The organism is Proluteimonas luteida, assembly GCF_021191695.1.
In the GTDB taxonomy this organism is placed as follows: domain Bacteria; phylum Pseudomonadota; class Gammaproteobacteria; order Xanthomonadales; family Xanthomonadaceae; genus Luteimonas; species Luteimonas luteida.
Window position 1 is genome coordinate 93,537 of record NZ_JAIWPT010000010.1, and the last position, 17,974, is coordinate 111,510.

Here is a 17,974-nt window from a genome sequence, read left to right on the forward strand (position 1 = left end):
TTTCAGTGCGGCGTCGCGATCGGGTCGAGGCCGTGCCATCTACCCGTCGGCGCTTGCCAACGGTCCCATCGCGGTATCCATCACTTGCCAACGTCATTGCGGTGGGCCGGCCGCAGGAAACCGAAGCCCCCTCATCCGGCGCTGCGCGCCACCTTCTCCCGCACGCGGGAGAAGTGGAAAGGCGCCAACACGTCGACGGGCTGTGGCCGGGATCAGCCGCGCTGCACCAGCTGCGACACCCGCTGCACCGCGACCGATGCGGTCGGGTAGTCGAGCGCCTTCTGCGCGGCCAGCTCGCTCAGCATCGTCAGGGTGAAGCGCAGGGTCTGGTCGTCGCGCTGCAGCCAGGCGGCGACCTTCTCCTCCGGCGTCGCGCCCTGCATCGCCAGCACCTGCGCGACCAGTGCGCGCTGCTGCTGGCCCAGTTCCTCGCGCAGCACGCCGCGCGCGACCGCGTGCCAGCGGCCGTCGACCTCCAGCGCGTCGATCTGCTCGGTCAACCACGGCAGGTTCAGCGCCTCGCCGAGGCGGAAGTGCAGGCGCGCGACGTCGATGACCTTCTCGCCGCGCTCGGCGGCCAGCTCGATGATGTCGCAGCACGGCTCCAGGTACGGCAGCGCGGCCAGCTGTTCGCCGAGGCCTTCGGGCACGCCCTTGTCGCGCCACGCCTGCAGGCTGGCCTCGAGCTGCGGCCGCTGGCTGTCGGCGATGATCTGGCGGCCGTTGCGGATCGCATGGAAGCCGTCGTGGTAGCGCTCGACCGCGGTGGTGATGTCCGGGATCGCACCGGGACGCGCCAGCAGCCAGCGGGTGAACGCCCGCTGCAGGGTCCAGATCACCTGCAGGGCGTCGACCTGCACCGACTCGGACACCTTGCCGTCGAGCGCGTCGATCTGGCCCCACAGCGCACGCGCCTCGATCGTCTCGCGGCTGATCGTGAACGCCTTCGCCACCTCGCCCGGCGAACGGCCGCTGTCCTCCTGCATGCGCAGCAGGAAGGTCGCGCCCATGCGGTTGATCATGGTGTTGGTCACCGCGGTGGCGATGATCTCGCGCTTCAGGCGGTGGTGCTCCATGTCGGCGGCGTACTTCTTCTGCAGCGGCGCGGGGAAGTAGCGCTGCAGCTCGCGCGACAGGTACGGGTCCTCGGGGATGTCGGAGTCGAGCATCTGGTCGAACGCGACCAGCTTCGAGTACGACAGCAACACCGCCAGTTCGGGCCGGGTCAGGCCCTGGCCCTTGAGCTTGCGCTCGCCGATCTCCGCGTCCGACGGCAGGTACTCGATCTGGCGGTCGAGCAGGCCCTGCGCTTCCAGCGTGCGGATGAAGTGCTGCTTGGAGCCGAGCCGGCTCAGGCTCATCCGCTCCATCAGGCTCAGCGCCTGGTTCTGGCGGTAGTTGTCCCACAGCACCAGCGCCGCGACCTCGTCGGTCATCGACGCCAGCAGCCTGTTGCGCGCCGGCAGCGTCATCCTGCCCTCGCGCACCAGGCCGTTGAGCAGGATCTTGATGTTGACCTCGTGGTCGGAGGTGTCGACGCCGGCCGAGTTGTCGATGAAGTCGGTGTTGAGCATGACCCCGTTCAACGCCGCCTCGATGCGGCCAAGCTGGGTCAGGCCGAGGTTGCCGCCCTCGCCCACCACCCGGCAGCGCAGGTCGCGGCCGTCGACGCGCAGCGCGTTGTTGGCGCGGTCGCCGACGTCGCTGTTCTGCTCGCCCGAGCTCTTGACGTAGGTGCCGATGCCGCCGTTCCACAGCAGGTCGACCGGCGCGCGCAGGATCGCCGACATCAGCGCGATCGGGCTGATCTCGCCGGCGGTTCCCTCGATGCCCAACGCCTGGCGGGCCTGCGGCGACAGCGGGATCGACTTGGCGCTGCGCGGCCACACGCCGCCGCCCTTGCCGATCAGCGTGCGGTCGTAGTCCTCCCAGCTCGAACGCGGCAGCGCGAACAGGCGCTCGCGCTCGGCGAACGAGCGCGCCGCGTCCGGGGACGGGTCGATGAAGATGTGGCGGTGGTCGAACGCGGCGACCAGGCGGATGTGGCGCGACAGCAGCATGCCGTTGCCGAACACGTCGCCGGACATGTCGCCGATGCCGACGCAGGTGAAGTCCTGCGCCTGCGAATCGTGGCCGAGCGCGCGGAAGTGGCGCTTGACCGACTCCCAGGCGCCGCGCGCGGTGATGCCCATGCCCTTGTGGTCGTAGCCGACCGAGCCGCCGGAGGCGAAGGCGTCGTCGAGCCAGAAGCCGTGCTCGCGGGCGATGCCGTTGGCGGTGTCGGAGAACGTCGCCGTGCCCTTGTCGGCCGCGACCACCAGGTAGGGGTCGTTGTCGTCGTGACGGACCACGCGCTGCGGCGGCACGATCGCGCCGTCGACGATGTTGTCGGTGATGTCGAGCAGGCCGTTGATGAACAGCTTGTAGCAGGCCACGCCCTCGGCGAACTGGGCGTCGCGGATTTCGGCCGGGGAGTTGCCGCCGACCGGTGGACGCTTGACGATGAAGCCGCCCTTCGAGCCGACCGGCACGATGACCGTGTTCTTGACCATCTGCGCCTTCACCAGGCCCAGCACCTCGGTGCGGAAGTCCTCGCGCCGGTCGGACCAGCGCAGGCCGCCGCGCGCCACCGGGCCGAAGCGCAGGTGGATGCCCTCCACGCGCGGGCCGTAGACGAAGATCTCGCGGTAGGGGCGCGGCTTGGGCAACTCGGGCACGCGCGCCGAATCGAACTTGAAGGCGATGGTCTCGCGCGTCGCGCCGTCGGCGCCGTGCTGGTAGTAGCTGGTGCGCAGGGTCGCGTCGATGACGCCGAGGTAGCTGCGCAGGATGCGGTCCTCGTCGAGGCTGGAGACGCGGTCGAGCAGCGCCTTGAGGGTGCGGCGCGAGGCGTCGTACTGGGCGTTGCGGCCCTGCCGGCGCGCTTCGAGCACCGGCGCGAGCAGCACCATCGTCGCCTCGTCGCCACCGGCCAGCGCACGCAGCTGGCGCTCCAGCCTGGCGACGCCGGCGGCGATCTCGGCCTTGCTCTCGCGGCCCGTGTCGGGGTCGAAACGCGCCTCGAACACCTCGACCAGCATCCGCGCCAGCAGCGGATAGCGGTTCAGCGTGTCCTCGACGTAGGCCTGCGAGAACGGCACGCCGACCTGCAGCAGGTACTTGCAGTAGCCGCGCAGCATCGCGACCTGGCGCCATTCCAGGTCGGCGCCGAGGACCAGGCGGTTGAAGCCGTCGTTCTCGGCGTCGCCGCGCCAGACGCGGTCGAAGGCCTCGGTGAACGCGGCGGCCTGGGCATCGACATCGATCGTGCCGGCCAGCGGCTCGACCTCGAAATCCTGGATGTGCAGCGGCGTCTCGTCGATGACGATGCGGTGCGGATGCTCGGTGACGACGCGCAGGCCGAGGTTCTCCATCACCGGCAACACGTCCGACAGCGCGATGTCCGCATGGCGGCGGTAGAGCTTGAAACGCAGCGCGCGCTCGCCGGGCGCCACCGACGGCAACGTGCACAGGCTCAGCGCCAGCACGTCATCGTGCTCGACCGCGGCCAGCTTCTCGACGTCGGTCGCGGCAACCGCCGGCGAGGCCTGCTCGATGTAGTCGGCCGGCAGCAGGCGGCCGATGCGATGGGCCAGCGCGAGTCCCTCGGCCTCGCCATGGCGGCGCACCAGCTCGTCGCGCAGGTCGTCCTGCCAGTTGCGCATGATCGACGACAGCTCGGCTTCCAGCGCGGCCTCGTCAACCTCGAAGCGCTCGCCCGGGCGCGGGCGCACGATCAGGTTCAGCTGCGCCAGCGGCGATTCGCCCAGCAGCACGCTGGCGTCGACCTGGTCGGCATGCATGACCCGGCGCAGCAGCTGCTCGATGCGGCGGCGCACGTCGGTGCTGAAGCGGTCGCGCGGGATGTACACCAGCACCGAATAGAAGCGGCCATAGCGGTCGCGGCGCAGGAACATGCGGCTGCGCACGCGCTCCTGCAGGCCGAGCACGCCGGTGGCCAGGCGCAGCAGTTCGTCGGGCGTGGACTGGAACAGCTCGTCGCGCGGCAGCGTCTCGAGGATGTGCTTGAGCGCCTTGCCGCTGTGGCCGGTCGGCTTGAGGCCGGATTCGCTCATCACGTGCTCGAAGCGGTCGCGGACCAGCGGAATCTCCCACGGGCGCCGGGTGTAGGCGCTGGACGTGTACAGGCCGAGGAAACGCTGCTCGCTGAGCGCATTGCCCTGGGCGTCGTAGCGCATGACGCCGATGTAGTCCATGTAGCCGGGACGGTGCACGGTGCAGCGGGTGCTGGTCTTGGTCAGGATCAGTGCATCGACCTGGCCGACCGCGCGCAGGTTGTGCGCGGCCAGCGTTTCCAGCGGACGCGACTTCACCGCGCCCGGCGCGCGCAGCAGGCCCAGGCCGCTGCCGTCGACCGCCTCGAGCACGCCGTCGCCGCCCTTCTTCCGCACCTTGTACTCGCGATAGCCGAAGAAGGTGAAGTGGTCGTTGGCGGCCCAGCGCAGGAACTCCTGCGCCTCCCGCCGGACCGCGTCGGACACCGGCATCGGCCGCGACACCAGGTCGGCGGCGGCCTGCTGCATCTTCTCGCGCATCACGCTCCAGTCGGCGACGATGACGCGCACGTCGCCCAGCACCTTGCGCACGAGCGTCTCGATGCGCGCATTGTCCTCGGGCGTCTGGCGATCGATCTCCAGGTGCATCACCGACTCGGCCTCGCCCTCGCCGACGCCGGTCAGGCGACCGCATCCGTCGCGGGCGATCTGCAGCACCGGATGGCCGAGCACATGCACGCCGATCCCCTGCTCGGCCAGCGCCATCGTCACCGAATCGACCAGGAACGGCATGTCGTCGTTGACGATCTGCAGCACCGTGTGCGGCGACTCCCAGCCATGCGTCTTGAGCCCCGGGTTGAACAGGCGCACGTTCGCCGTGCCCGGCTTGCGCTTCTCGGCGAAGGCGAACAGGTCGGCCGCCAGCGCGGCCCAGCCGTCGGCGCTGTGCAGCGGCAGCTCGTCGCTGGTCATGCGCCGGTAGAACGCCTGGGCGAAGGCCTCGGCGTCCTTGTGCGCGGACTTGCCGGTACGCCGGCGCACGGCGTCGAACACCGGCGCCAGCAGGCTCGACGGCACCAGCCGGCTGGCCGCGCGCGCCTTGAGCGGGGGCGCGGACACGGTCTTCGCCGGGCGGGCGGGGCCGGCGGCAGCCGCGGCCCGCTCCTTGCGCGGGCCCGCGGCCTTGCCGGCCGGCTTGGCCGCGGCCTTGCCCGCGGGCGTCTTCGATGCGCCACGGGTCGCGCCTGCGGCGCGGGCACTGGCGTCCTCGGAACGGGTCTTCTTGCTGCCGGTCTTGCGGGATGTGTTCATGGTGACGAAAGGTCCGATGCAATGAGGCCCGCGTTCTCACGCGGGCCGACGGAAGGAAGGGCGACGACAGGTGGCGGCAACGCGCGATGCGCGCGGCGGGCGACCGGGTCGGGAACGACGGCCGTCGCGCGGCCGCGGGGGCGGCGCGGACGGCGGAAACCCACGGCGCTGGAATGCGGGACGCGGCGCACCGGACCGGCTTCAGCGCAGCCCGGTTTCGCTGCGCGCGATGACCAGGCGCTGGATCTCCGAGGTGCCCTCGTAGATCTCGGTGATCTTGGCGTCGCGGAAATAGCGCTCGATCGGCATTTCCTTGGAATAGCCCATGCCGCCGTGGATCTGCAGCGCCTGGTGGGTGATCCACATCGCCGCTTCCGACGCGGTCAGCTTGGCGATCGCGGCCTCGGCGCTGAAGCGCTTGCCCTGGCCCTTGAGCCAGGCCGCGCGCAGGGTCAGCAGCAGCGCGGCGTCGAGCTTGCAGCGCATGTCGGCGATCTTGGCCTGGGTCATCTGGAACGCGCCGATCGGCTGGCCGAAGGCCTTGCGCTCCTTGGCATAGGCGACGGTGGCGTCGAGCGCCGCGCGGCCGATGCCGATCGCCTGCGAGGCGATGCCGATGCGGCCGGCGTCGAGCACGCCCATCGCGATCTTGAAGCCCTGGCCTTCCTCGCCCAGCACCTCGCCGGGCTGCGCGACGTAGCCGTCGAACTCGATCTCGCAGGTGGCCGAGGCGCGGATGCCGAGCTTGGGCTCGGTCTTGCCGCGATGGAAGCCGGCGCGCTCGCCGTCGATCAGGAACGCGGTGATGCCGCGCGCGCCCTTGTCCGGGTCGGTCATCGCGAACAGCACGAAGTACTTGGCCACCGGGCCGGAGGTGATCCAGCTCTTCTTGCCGGTGATGACGAAGCTGCCGTCGTCCTGCCTGACCGCGCGGCACTTCATCGCCGTCGCGTCGGAGCCCGACTGCGGCTCGGTCAGCGCGAACGCGCCGATCTGCGAGCCGTCGGCGATCGCGCGGACATAGGTCTGCTTCTGGGCCTCGCTGCCGTGGGTCAGGATGCCGTTGCAGAACAGCGAGTTGTTGACCGACATGATGGTCGAATGCGCGCCGTCGGCGGCCGCGATCTCGATCATTGCCAGCACGTAGCTGATCGGGTCCATGCCGGCGCCGCCGTATTCGTCGGGCACCTCGATGCCCATCAGCCCGTTCTCGCCGAGCAGGCGGATGTTCTCCAGCGGGAACTCGCCGGTACGGTCGTGATGCTCCGCGCTGGGGGCGATCCGCTCCTGCGCGATGCGGCGCGCGATGTCCTGGATCATCAACTGCTCTTCGCTGAAACCGAACTCCACGGCATCGCACTCCGGCAAAAAATGAATCCCGTCATTGTACCCGGATCGCCGGGGCAAACCGATGTCGCGGCATTGCGCATCGCAGCATCCGTATCGCCCCGGCGCGGGCGGCCGCCCGCCGGCGCGCCGGTGCGGTTCACCGGCGGTCGCGATGAACCGTCGCATGTCCGGCTGACGCGTGCGGCTTGACCTGCCCGCGACGCACGCAGAAAATCATCTCTGTATCGCGATATGGAGATATCCAATGGATCTGGACGCTTGGTCCGCCCGCCTGAAGGTCCTGGCCGATCCGACCCGCGTGCGCCTGCTGGCGCTGCTGGAAGTCGAGGAACTGACCGTCGCCGAGCTGTCGTCGATCACCCGCCTGGCGCAGCCGCGCGTGTCCACCCACCTGGCCAAGCTCAAGGAAGCCGGCCTGGTCCGCGACCGCCGCGCCGGGGTGTCTGCCTACTACCGTTTCGACGACGCCGCGCTCGATCCCGCCCAGCGCGCACTGTGGCAGGCGCTGAGCACCGGCAGCGACGATCCGCTGCTGCGCCAGGACGCCGAGCGCATCGCCGGCGTGCTGGCGATGCGCGCCGCCGACCAGAACTGGGCCGACACCGTGGCCGGCGACATGGAACGCCACTACTCGCCCGGCCGCACCTGGGAAGCGCTGGCGCGCTCGGCGCTGCCGCTGCTGGAGACCGGCGACGTGCTCGACATCGCCTCCGGCGACGGCGTGCTGGCCGAACTGCTGGCCCCGCACGCGCACCGCTACGTCTGCCTCGACGCCAGCAAGCGGGTGGTCGCCGCGTCGGCCGAACGGCTCAAGCGCTTCCGCAACGTGGAGGTGCGCGAGGGCGACATGCACGCCCTGCCCTTCGACGACGCCAGTTTCGACCTGGTGGTGCTGATGCATGCGCTGACCTACGCCACGAAGCCGGCGCAGGCGGTCACCGAGGCCGCCCGGGTGCTGCGCCCCGGCGGCCGGCTGCTGCTGTCGAGCCTCAACCGCCACGGCCACGAGAGCGCGGTGCAGGCCTACGGCCACGCCAACCTCGGCTTTCCGGACAAGGAGCTGCGCCGCTTCGTGACCCGCGCCGGGCTGGAGATCCACAGCGCCGAGACCGTGACCCGCGAGAAGCGCCCGCCGCATTTCGAGGTGATCTCGATCATCGCGAGGAAGCCGTGAGCCGGGGTCCCCGGGGATCACTGCCGTGGCGCGACCCCGCGCGCGTGGGCAAGCTCGAAGCGGCGCTGGCCGAACGCATCCTGGTCCTCGACGGCGCGATGGGCACCATGATCCAGCGCCACGGGCTGCAGGAGGCCGACTACCGCGGCGAGCGCTTCGCCGCCGGCTACGACGCGCTGTCCGCCGCCGACGGTCACGCCCATGGCCCCGGCTGCGGCTGCGAAGGCCACGACCAGCGCGGCAACAACGACCTGCTGACCCTGACCCGGCCGCAGCTGATCCAGGACATCCACCGCGCCTACCTCGAAGCCGGCGCCGACATCGTCGAGACCAACACCTTCAATTCGACCGCGGTCTCGCTGGCCGACTACCGCCTGCAGCACCTGGCGCGCGAGCTCAACCGCGAAGGCGCGCGGCTGGCGCGCGAGGCCTGCGACGCGGTCGAGGCGACGACGCCCGACCAGCCGCGCTTCGTCGCCGGCATCCTCGGCCCGACCAGCCGCACCGCGTCGATCAGCCCCGACGTCAACGATCCAGGCTACCGGGCGGTGACCTTCGACGACCTGGTGGCGATCTACCGCGAAGCGACCGCGGGCCTGATCGAGGGCGGCGCCGACGTGCTGATGGTCGAAACCGTGTTCGACACCCTCAACGCCAAGGCCGCGCTGTTCGCGATCGAGAGCGTGTTCGACGATATCGGCGCGCGCCTGCCGGTGCTGATCTCCGGCACCATCACCGATGCCTCCGGCCGCACGCTGTCGGGGCAGACCGCCGAGGCGTTCTGGTACTCGCTGCGGCACATGCGCCCGCTGGCGGTCGGCCTGAACTGCGCGCTCGGCGCGAAGGACCTGCGGCCGCATGTCGACACCCTGGCCCAGGTCGCCGACGCCTACGTGTCCTGTCATCCCAACGCCGGCCTGCCGAACGCCTTCGGCGGCTACGACGAGACTCCGGAGGACATGGCCACGGTGCTGCGCGAGTTCGCCGGGGCCGGCCTGCTGAACATCGTCGGCGGCTGCTGCGGCACCACGCCGGACCACATCCGCGCGATCGCCGAGGCGGTACGCGGCCTTGCGCCGCGGGTGCCGGTTCGCGACCGGGTCCAGGCGGCATGATTGGCCACGGATCGACGCGGATGAACGCGGATGAGAAGCGAAGCCCCGGCAGGAGCGCCCCATGGGCGCGAGCATGGGCGAGAGCGGAGATCGTTGTCGCGTCGATCGCGCCCATAGGGCGCTCCTACGAACGCTTTGCCCCTATCCGCGTTCATCCGCGTCGATCCGCGGCCAGAACGGACTCTCCCGCATGACTCTCCCCCGCCACACCCGCCTGTCCGGCCTCGAGCCGCTGGTCATCACGCCCGAGACCCTGTTCGTCAATGTCGGCGAGCGCACCAACGTCACCGGCTCGGCCGCGTTCCGCAAGCTGATCAAGGAGAACCGCTATCCCGAGGCGGTCGAGGTCGCGCGCCAGCAGGTCGAAGGCGGCGCCCAGATCCTCGACGTCAACATGGACGAGGGCATGCTCGATTCCGAGCAGGCGATGACCACGTTCCTGAACCTGATCGCCGCCGAGCCCGACATCGCCCGTATTCCGGTGATGGTCGACTCGTCGAAGTGGAGCGTCATCGAGGCCGGCCTCAAGTGCCTGCAGGGCAAGGGCGTGGTCAACTCGATCTCGCTCAAGGAGGGCGAAGCCGCATTCCTCGAACACGCGCGCAAGGTACTGCGCTATGGCGCCGCGGTCGTGGTCATGGCCTTCGACGAGGCCGGCCAGGCCGACACCCGCGCCCGCAAGGTCGAGATCTGCACCCGCGCCTACCGGCTGCTGGTCGACGTCGTCGGCTTCCCGCCCGAGGACATCATCTTCGATCCCAACATCTTCGCCATCGCCACCGGCATCGAGGAGCACGACAACTACGCGGTCGACTTCATCGAGGCGACGCGCGAGATCAAGGCGACGCTGCCGCACTGCCACGTCTCGGGCGGCGTGTCGAACGTGTCGTTCTCGTTCCGCGGCAACGAGGTCGTGCGCCAGGCGATCCACGCGGTGTTCCTGCTGCATGCGATCGAGGCCGGCATGGACATGGGCATCGTCAATGCCGGCGCGATGCCGATCGTCGACGACCTCGACCCGGAACTGCGCGCCTGCGTCGAGGACGTGGTGCTCAACCGCCGGCCGGACGCGACCGAGCGCCTGCTGGAACTGGCCGAACGCTACAAGGGCAAGAAGGGCGCGGCCAAGGTCGAGAACCTGGCCTGGCGCGATGCGCCGGTGCAGCAGCGGCTCACCCACGCGCTGGTGCACGGGATCGACCAGTACGTGGTCGAGGACACCGAGGAGGCCCGGCTGCAGTTCGCCAAGCCGCTGGAGGTCATCGAGGGGCCGCTGATGACCGGCATGAACGTCGTCGGCGACCTGTTCGGCTCGGGCAAGATGTTCCTGCCGCAGGTGGTGAAGTCCGCGCGCGTGATGAAGAAGGCCGTCGCCCATCTGCTGCCCTACATCGAGGCCGAGAAACTGAAGTCCGGCGATGCCGGCAAGAACAACGGCCGCGTGCTGCTGGCGACGGTCAAGGGCGACGTCCACGACATCGGCAAGAACATCGTCGGCGTGGTGCTGGCCTGCAACAACTTCGAGGTCGTCGATCTCGGCGTCATGGTCCCGGCGCAGACCATCCTCGACAAGGCGAAGGAGATCTCGGCCGACGTCATCGGCCTGTCCGGGCTGATCACGCCGTCGCTGGAGGAAATGAGCCACGTCGCCCGCGAGATGAAGCGCCAGGGCTTCGAGCTGCCGCTGCTGATCGGCGGCGCGACGACCTCGCGCGCACACACCGCGCTGAAGATCGCGCCGCACTACGCATCGCCGACGGTCTGGGTCAAGGACGCCTCGCGCGCGGTCGGCGTGGTGCAGTCGCTGGTCAGCCCCGAACTGCGCGGTGCGTTCGTCGCCGCCAACGATGCCGACTACGCCGAGATCCGCGAACGCCACCGGAACCGCGGCGACGCCAAGCGGCTGGTGTCGCTGGAGAAAGCGCGCGCGCAGCGCTTCGACGGCGGCTGGGGCGACTACACGCCGCCGGCGCCGAAGCAGCCCGGCCTGCACGTGTTCGACGACTACCCGCTGGCCGATCTGGTCGACGTCATCGACTGGACCCCGTTCTTCAACGCCTGGGAACTGTTCGGCCGGTATCCGGCGATCCTGACCGACGACATCGTCGGCACTCAGGCCAGCGAGCTGTTCCGCGATGCGCGGGCGATGCTGCGCACGATCGTCGAGGAGAAATGGCTGACCGCGAAGGCGGTGTTCGGCATCTGGCCGGCGAACAGTCTTGGCGACGACGTGGAACTTCGAGCCCTTCCCCCGCGCGCGGGGGAAGGTGCCCGACTGCGAAGGCTGGATGCCGGAGCGAACGGCGAAGCCGGCCCGGAGGGCGTGCCGCAGGAGCGGCAGGTAACGGCGGATGGGGGCGAGCACGACGCAAGCCTCCCGCCCCCACCCCACCCCTCCCCCGCGGACGGGGAAGCGAGCACGCGTCTCCACTTCCTCCGCCAGCAGGTCGACAAGCCGGTCGAGCGCCCGGACTTCTGCCTGGCCGACTTCATTGCGCCGAAGGACAGTGGCAGGCAGGACTGGATCGGCGCGTTCGCGGTCACCGCGGGCATCGGCATCGATGCGCATGTCGCGCGCTTCGAGGCTGCGCACGACGACTACAACGCGATCCTGCTCAAGGCGCTGGCCGACCGCCTGGCCGAGGCGCTGGCCGAACGCCTGCACCAGCGCGTGCGCCGCGAGTTCTGGGGCTATGCGGCCGACGAGGCGCTCGACAACGACGCCCTGATCGGCGAGAAGTACCGCGGCATCCGCCCCGCGCCCGGCTACCCCGCCTGCCCCGAACACAGCGAGAAGGCCACGCTGTTCCGGCTGCTCGACGCGGAGCGCAACGCCGGCATGTCGCTGACCGAAAGCTTCGCCATGCTGCCCACCGCCGCCGTCTGCGGCTACTACTTCAGCCACCCCCGCAGCCAGTACTTCGTCGTCGGCCGGGTGTCAAAGGAACAGGTGCAGGACTACGCCAGGCGCAAGGGCGTGTCGCTGGCGCAGGCCGAGCGCTGGCTGGCGTCGAATCTCGACTACGACCCGGAATAGCGGCCAGGCGCGTGACAGGGGCCGACGACCAGCGTCGCAGGCTGCAGGGTATCGCGCAGCAATCCCCATGGTTCATGCAGGCCCTGCGTGCCGCGCGGGCGCTTGCGCTTCCGTCCTGGTGCATCGGCGCGGGTGCCGTGTGCAATCTCGTCTGGGACCATCTCCACGGCTACCCCTCGCCATCCTTTCTCGCGGACATCGATCTTGCGTATTTCGATCCGGACGAACCGCCGGGCAGAGAGCGGGACCACCAGGCGGAAATGGAACGCATCTGCCCGGGCATGCCCTGGGAGGTGACCAACCAGGCGCACGTCCACCTGTGGTTCGAGCGGCACTTCGGCCATGCCGTGCCGCCGCTGCGCAGCCTCCATGACGCCGTTGCGTCCTGGCCCGAGTTCGCCACGTCCGTCGGGATCGGGCTCGGCGCGGACGGAACTGTGCAGATCATCGCGCCGTTGGGCCTGGACGACCTGTTCGCCATGCGGATCCGTCGCAACCCCGCCCGGGTCAGCGTCGAGACGTTCCGGCAGCGCATCGCCGGCAAGCGCTACACCGATCGCTGGCCCCGCGTCGAAATCGTCGCGGGTTGACGGATCCGGGCGCTGCCATCGTCCTCCGCCCTCGTCCGGACGCCACATCCGCTATCGTGGGAAGCCGACCCGTGCACGAGGAGCCCCCATGTTTCCGTCCTTCTCCCGCCTTGCGGCCGCAGCCACGCTCGCCGGCCTCGCCGCCTGCAGCGGTCCGTCCGACGATCCGGCATCGGCCACGGCCGCGCCCAGCGGCGAGCCGGCATCCGGTCACGTGCTGATCGAGAACGCCCGCGTATTCGACGGCGAACGCGACCTGGGCGAAGTCACCCTGGTGCTGCGCGACGGCGTCATCGAGCGCATCGCCGAGGCCGGCGCGAGCGACCTGCCGGAGGATGCCGAGCGCATCGACCATCGCGGCCGCTTCATCATCCCCGGCCTGGTCAACGACCATGCCCACGTCGGCAATACCGCCGGCACCGAGCATGGCGACCGCTTCTACACCCGCGACCATGTGGTACGCGACCTGCGCCAGTTCCAGGCCTATGGCGTCACCACCGTCGTCGCGCTGGGCATGAACGGCGAGGGCTTCTTCGACATCCGCGACGAAGTCGCCGGCGATCCGGCCCTCGGCGCGCAGCTGTTCGGCGCGGGCGCGGGGATCGGCGCGGTCGACGGGGCACCGCCGGCGGCGGCCATGGGACTGGCCTCGGATCCGGTCGCACGTCCGGCCGACGCCGACGCGGCGCGCGCCGCGGTCCGCGCGCAGGCCGATGCCGGCGTGGACTTCATCAAGCTCTGGGTCGACGACCTCGGCGGCAAGGCACCGCAGATGCGGCCCGAAATCTACAGGGCGGCCATCGACGAGGCCCATCGCCACGACCTGCTGGTCGCCGCGCACATCCACGACCTCGCACCGGCCGCCGATCTCGTCGACAGCGGCGTCGACATCATTGCCCATGGCGTGCGCGACGCACCGGTCGGCGACGATCTCGTCGCCGCGATGCAGGCCGCCGGTACCGGCTACATCGCCACGCTGCAGATCGACGAGGCCAACTACATCTACGCCGAGCAGCCCGACTGGCTCGACACCCCGTTCCTGCGCAACGCGCTGCCCGATGCGGTCCACGCGCAATGGGCCGACGCCGCGTGGCGCGAGGCGAAACTGGCCGATCCGGCGACCCGGGGTTTCCGCGATGCGCTGGCGACGAACCTGCGCAACCTGGGCACGCTGCGCGAGGCGGGCCTGCCGATCGGTTTCGGCACCGATGCCGGCGCACTGCCGCACCGCGTGCCCGGCTTCGCCGAGCACCGCGAACTGCAGCTGATGCAGCAGGCCGGCTACACGCCAAAGCAGGCGCTGACCACCGCGACCCGCGACGCCGCGCGCCTGCTCGGCTTCGACGACCGCGGCCTGCTGCAGCCCGGCAAGCGCGCCGATTTCGTCGTGCTGTCCGCCGACCCGCTGGCCGACATCCTCAATACCCGGGGCATCGAGGAAGTCTGGCAGGCGGGCCAGCGCGTGTCGGGGCCGGTCGCGGACTACCGGGCGGAGTGAAGGCCCGTTTCGGGCGTGTGCCGGCCGTCTTCGCACGGCCGGCAATCCCGCGTCCCATCCACAGGCGTGCCCCGGGACGCGACCGGCGTCGCAGCCCCGGCTCTGCGGATCAGGCCACCCGCGTCCCTGCCTCGCGCATCCCGCCGATCATCGAACCGATCGCGGCTGCGGTCTCGTCCGGCCGTTCCATCGGGAACAGATGCCCGCCTTCGATCCACGCCAGCCGCGCGCCGACCACGCGGCGGGTCGCACGCAGGCCGATGTGGCGCACCTCGCGCGAGCGGGTGCCGGCGACGAAGGCGACCGGCGCGACGCAGGCCTGTGCCGCCGCGACCACCGTCCGGGTCGGCAGGCTGCGGTAGATGCGGTATTCGACCTCGTGGTCGAAACGCAGCCGGCGACCGCCGTCGTCGGCGGCCTCGGTACCGTGCCGGGCATAGTCGCGCAGCATCGCCGCGTGCCAGCCTGCGAAACCGGGCTTGTCGCGGAAATGCGCCTGCACCGCGGCGACGTCGGGCCAGCGGGTGCGGCGTTGCGCGGTCTGGTCCAGCGGCATCAGGTAGCGGTCGAATCCGAAGCGGCGGCCCCAGCGCACCATGCCGCCGCCGAGGCCGGCGATCAACGGCGAATCCAGCAGCACGATGCCCGCCACCCGCGGACCGAGCCGGGCGCCGGCGAGCAGGCTCAGGTAGCCGCCCAGCGAATGCCCGACCAGCCACAGCCGCGCATCCGCGGCCACGTTGTCCTCGACATGCGCAAGCAGTTCGTCGCGCAGCCCGTTCCAGCGCCGGTCGACGGGAAACCGCGGATCGTGGCCGAAGCGCGCGACCGACGAGATGGTGAAGGATTCCGCGAACGGCGCCAGCAACTGCCGGTAGACCGGCGCCGGAAAGCCGTTGGCATGGGAGAAGACCAGGTGCTCGTGGTGCATCGCGCGCGGCCCTGCCGACATCACCACACCAGGTCGTCGGGCACCTGGTAGCGCGGATCGGCGTAGGGGTCGTCGCCTGCCGGTGCGTCGGGGTCGACCCGCAACGCAACTGCCGCCGGGAAGATCGCCTCGGCCTCGGCCAGCACCGCGGCGGTCACCAGCAGGTAGCGGCCGTTGAGCTGGACCACGCCCAGTTCGCCGGCATTGAGCGCCTGCAGTTGCGCGGCATCGACATGGATGCGCTTGATCTTGCCGCCGTATTCGAAATGCCGGGCGATGTCGGCCTCGGCGATGTTCAGCGCCTTGTCCTTGAGGAAGGCCTCGAGCTTCGCGCGCGCCTCGCGGCGCAGGCGGGCCTCCTCCTGCTTCTTCCGCTCGGCCTCGATGCGCTCGTCCTTTTCGCGCTGGGCGCGGATCGCATAGGCCTTGGCCAGGTCGATGTCGCCCTGCGGCGGACGCGGCTTGCGCGCGCCCTGCCCGCCCGGCTTGCCGGCGGACTTGCCCGGCCTGGCCGGGTCGTTGCCGCCGCCGGCACCCGGCTTCGACCGCGCATCGGCCTTGCCGCCACCCGGGCGCGGCCCGCGGCGGTCCTGGCCACGTTCGCCGGGCCGCGGCCGGCGCTCGTCGCGGGAAGTGGGCTTGGCCGGCGCCTTGAAGCCGAGGCCAAGCAGCTGGTCGCGCAGGGTATCGCTCATCGGTCGACGGTCACTCAGTAATGCGGGGGCGGCGGTTCCTGCGCCGGATCGGGGAACTGGACGCTGCGTGCCTGCTGCAGGTCGTCCATCACCCGGCGCAGCAGGCCGGTCTGGGCGCCGAGTTCCAGGCGCATCGCGCTCAGCGCGTCGTTGAGTTCGCCCAGCGTCTGTTCCTGGAACGCCAGGCGCGTCTCCAGCTCGGTCACCCGCGCTTCCATGTCGTGCAGCGCCGGTGCGTGGTCGATGCTCATCGTGGGGCTCCTGGCCGGATGCCGCGGCCGTGGGCGCGCGGCATCCCGGGGGTGGACGGCATCAGCCGCCCGAGACGATGTCCAGCAGCTCGACCTCGAACACCAGCGCCTGGTTCGGGCCGATCGGGCCGGTGCCCATCTCGCCGTAGCCGAGGCTGGCCGGGATCCACAGCTGGTACTTGCTGCCGACCGGCATCAGCTGCAGGCCTTCCTGCCAGCCCGGCACGACCTGGTTGAGCGCGAACTGCGCCGGCTCGCCGCGGTCGTAGGAGCTGTCGAAGGTCTCGCCGTTGAGCAGCGTGCCCTTGTAGTGCACGCGCACGGTGTCGTTCGGGCCGGGCTTGGCGCCGGTGCCCTCGGTGATCACCTTGTACTGCAGGCCCGATGCGGTGGTCTGCACGCCTTCCTTGCCGGCGTTCTCGGCGAAGAAGGCCTCGCCCTCGGCGGCGTTGACCTTGCTCTTCTCTTCCATCTCGGCGATCTGCTTGGCCTGCATGCGCTCGCCGAAGGCCTGCATGATGGTCATCGCCTGCTCGTCGCTGATCTCGATGGCCTTGTCGTTGATGGTCTCGTCGATCGCGCGGGTCAGCGTCTTGAGGTCGATCTCGTCCTTGATCTGCTTGAGCTGCTCGCCCATCTGGTTGCCGATGATGTAGCTGATCTGCTCGCGCTCGCCCTTGAGGCCGGCGATCTCGCCGCCCGCGGCCGCGGTGTCGGCGGCGCCTTCGACCGGCTTGCCGGTCTCCTTGTCGATCGGCTTGCACGCGGTCATCGCCAGCGGCAGGGAAACGGCGAGCATGCCGGCCAGGGCGATACGCTTGGATGTCTTCATCAGGAACAGCTCCGGGAAAGTGTCGGGGAAAGTGGCCGGGCCGCGGCGGCGGGTCCGGCGATCGGGAATCCGTGGGCGATTGCGTTGCGGATCGGACAGTGGAATACGCGGTGGGTCAGAGGATGTCGAGCAGTTCGACGTCGAACACCAGGGTGGCGTTGGGCGGGATGTTCGGCGGGCTGCCGCGCGGCCCGTAGGCCAGGTCGCCGGGGATCCAGAAACGGTACTTGCCGCCGATCGGCATCAGCTGCAACCCCTCGGTCCAGCCGGCGATCACCTGGTCGAGGCCGAATACCGCCGGTGTGTTGCGCGAATACGAACTGTCGAATTCGGTGCCGTCGAGCAGCGTGCCGCGATAGTGCACGCGCACCCGGTCGGTGGCGCGCGGGCGCGGGCCCTGCCCCTGCCGCTCGACCTGGTACTGGATGCCCGAGGCGGTGGCGAACACGCCGGGCTTGCCGCGGTTGCCGGCGAGGAAATCGGCGCCGGCCTTGCGGTTGGCCTCGGCGGCGTTGGCCGCCTGCAGGCGTGCACGGTCGGCCATCGACTGGCGGATCGCCTCGATCTCGGCTTCCGCGATCTCCGGCGTGCCGCCCTCGGCGGCGCTGCGCACGCCGCGGACCAGCGCCGGCAGCGCGATCTCGTCCTTCATCGGCAGCAGCTGCCGGCCGATGTCGCCCCCCACCAGCAGGCCGACCTTGGCCTTGTCGACCGGCGGCGGTTCGCTGCCCGGCGGCAGCCCGGGGACCGGCCGCCCGCTGCGCGCGGAGATGCGCTGCGCCAGCGCCAGGCCGGTCGCCTGCCGCTCGGTCTCGTCCAGCGCCGGTTCGCCGCCGGCCAATGCATCGGCGAGCGCAGCTTCGAACGTGGCGTAATCGAGATCGGGCGCGACCTGGGTCAGCGACCGGCCCACGTCCAGGCCCACGACATAGCTGGTCCGGTCGCGCTCGGACAGCGCCGGATCCGCGGCCCGGACGGGCGCGAAGAACGCGGCCAGCAGCGCCAGCAACAGCCCGGCGCGCATTGTGTTCAGCATCAGCAACCTCTCCTGCTCCGATCGCATCGCCCGTCGCGACGCAGCCGCCTATTGTCGCGGCGACGGCCGGACGGGGCAATCGCCGCGTCCTGACGGCCC

Annotated in this window: 12 protein-coding genes; 5 read left to right on the top strand and 7 right to left on the bottom strand. The window is 70.4% G+C overall.

Features of this window, described 5'->3' with window-relative positions; all coding sequences use genetic code 11:
• Positions 1-212 precede the first annotated feature (212 nt).
• Both LDO26_RS10555 and LDO26_RS10560 read right to left on the bottom strand, forming a co-directional pair.
• Entirely contained in the window at positions 213-5,366 is a 5,154-nt protein-coding gene (locus LDO26_RS10555; protein ID WP_232131052.1) for an NAD-glutamate dehydrogenase, read from the bottom strand.
• 201 nt (positions 5,367-5,567) lie between these two features.
• The gene (locus LDO26_RS10560; RefSeq protein ID WP_343226170.1) at positions 5,568-6,743 is read right to left on the bottom strand and encodes an acyl-CoA dehydrogenase family protein; all 1,176 of its coding nucleotides are present in this window, start codon (positions 6,741-6,743) and stop codon (positions 5,568-5,570) included.
• Positions 6,744-6,960: 217 nt separating this feature from the next.
• Between LDO26_RS10560 and LDO26_RS10565 the strand changes: the two genes are divergently transcribed.
• The 5 genes from LDO26_RS10565 (at position 6,961) to LDO26_RS10585 (ending at position 14,130) form a co-directional block, all read left to right on the top strand.
• Positions 6,961-7,890, top strand: coding sequence for an ArsR/SmtB family transcription factor (locus LDO26_RS10565; RefSeq protein ID WP_232131054.1), 930 nt, complete (start codon positions 6,961-6,963; stop codon positions 7,888-7,890).
• A complete protein-coding gene (locus LDO26_RS10570; RefSeq protein WP_232131055.1) occupies positions 7,887-9,005 on the top strand; it encodes a homocysteine S-methyltransferase family protein in 1,119 nt (372 codons plus the stop codon). Before LDO26_RS10565 ends, LDO26_RS10570 begins: the two co-directional genes overlap by 4 nt.
• 190 nt (positions 9,006-9,195) lie before the next feature.
• The gene (locus tag LDO26_RS10575) at positions 9,196-12,042 is read left to right on the top strand and encodes a vitamin B12 dependent-methionine synthase activation domain-containing protein (protein WP_232131056.1); all 2,847 of its coding nucleotides are present in this window, start codon (positions 9,196-9,198) and stop codon (positions 12,040-12,042) included.
• A gap of 11 nt (positions 12,043-12,053) precedes the next feature.
• The gene (locus LDO26_RS10580; RefSeq protein WP_232131057.1) at positions 12,054-12,632 is read left to right on the top strand and encodes a nucleotidyltransferase family protein; all 579 of its coding nucleotides are present in this window, start codon (positions 12,054-12,056) and stop codon (positions 12,630-12,632) included.
• An 88-nt stretch (positions 12,633-12,720) separates the two neighbouring features.
• Positions 12,721-14,130, top strand: coding sequence for an amidohydrolase family protein (locus tag LDO26_RS10585; RefSeq protein ID WP_232131058.1), 1,410 nt, complete (start codon positions 12,721-12,723; stop codon positions 14,128-14,130).
• A gap of 109 nt (positions 14,131-14,239) precedes the next feature.
• Here the strand turns inward: LDO26_RS10585 and LDO26_RS10590 are convergent, their stop codons facing one another.
• The 5 genes from LDO26_RS10590 to LDO26_RS10610 form a co-directional block, all read right to left on the bottom strand.
• On the bottom strand, positions 14,240-15,082 hold the full coding sequence (locus LDO26_RS10590) for an alpha/beta fold hydrolase (RefSeq protein ID WP_232131059.1): 843 nt from the start codon (positions 15,080-15,082) through the stop codon (positions 14,240-14,242).
• Positions 15,082-15,756, bottom strand: a complete 675-nt coding sequence (locus tag LDO26_RS10595; protein WP_232131060.1) for a DUF2058 domain-containing protein — start codon at positions 15,754-15,756, stop codon at positions 15,082-15,084. Before LDO26_RS10595 ends, LDO26_RS10590 begins: the two co-directional genes overlap by 1 nt.
• A gap of 14 nt (positions 15,757-15,770) precedes the next feature.
• Positions 15,771-16,007 carry a SlyX family protein gene (locus LDO26_RS10600; RefSeq protein WP_232131061.1) on the bottom strand — a complete coding sequence of 79 codons (237 nt, stop codon included), beginning with the start codon at positions 16,005-16,007 and terminating at the stop codon, positions 15,771-15,773.
• Positions 16,008-16,068: 61 nt separating this feature from the next.
• Positions 16,069-16,839 carry a BamJ family beta-barrel-assembly machinery protein gene (gene bamJ / locus LDO26_RS10605; RefSeq protein ID WP_232131062.1) on the bottom strand — a complete coding sequence of 257 codons (771 nt, stop codon included), beginning with the start codon at positions 16,837-16,839 and terminating at the stop codon, positions 16,069-16,071.
• Positions 16,840-16,954: 115 nt separating this feature from the next.
• Positions 16,955-17,875, bottom strand: coding sequence for an FKBP-type peptidyl-prolyl cis-trans isomerase (locus LDO26_RS10610; protein WP_232131063.1), 921 nt, complete (start codon positions 17,873-17,875; stop codon positions 16,955-16,957).
• Positions 17,876-17,974 lie beyond the last annotated feature (99 nt).

What these genes read in the sequence shown, in the direction of transcription:
- LDO26_RS10590 (WP_232131059.1), bottom strand. Translation starts at nt 15,082, where the DNA reads ATGTCGGCAGGGCCGCGCGCGATGCACCACGAGCACCTGGTCTTCTCC.
- LDO26_RS10600 (WP_232131061.1), bottom strand. Translation starts at nt 16,007, where the DNA reads ATGAGCATCGACCACGCACCGGCGCTGCACGACATGGAAGCGCGGGTG.
- LDO26_RS10565 (WP_232131054.1), top strand. Translation starts at nt 6,961, where the DNA reads ATGGATCTGGACGCTTGGTCCGCCCGCCTGAAGGTCCTGGCCGATCCG.
- LDO26_RS10585 (WP_232131058.1), top strand. Translation starts at nt 12,721, where the DNA reads ATGTTTCCGTCCTTCTCCCGCCTTGCGGCCGCAGCCACGCTCGCCGGC.
- LDO26_RS10555 (WP_232131052.1), bottom strand. Translation starts at nt 5,366, where the DNA reads ATGAACACATCCCGCAAGACCGGCAGCAAGAAGACCCGTTCCGAGGAC.
- bamJ (WP_232131062.1), bottom strand. Translation starts at nt 16,839, where the DNA reads ATGAAGACATCCAAGCGTATCGCCCTGGCCGGCATGCTCGCCGTTTCC.
- LDO26_RS10595 (WP_232131060.1), bottom strand. Translation starts at nt 15,756, where the DNA reads ATGAGCGATACCCTGCGCGACCAGCTGCTTGGCCTCGGCTTCAAGGCG.
- LDO26_RS10610 (WP_232131063.1), bottom strand. Translation starts at nt 17,875, where the DNA reads ATGCTGAACACAATGCGCGCCGGGCTGTTGCTGGCGCTGCTGGCCGCG.
- LDO26_RS10575 (WP_232131056.1), top strand. Translation starts at nt 9,196, where the DNA reads ATGACTCTCCCCCGCCACACCCGCCTGTCCGGCCTCGAGCCGCTGGTC.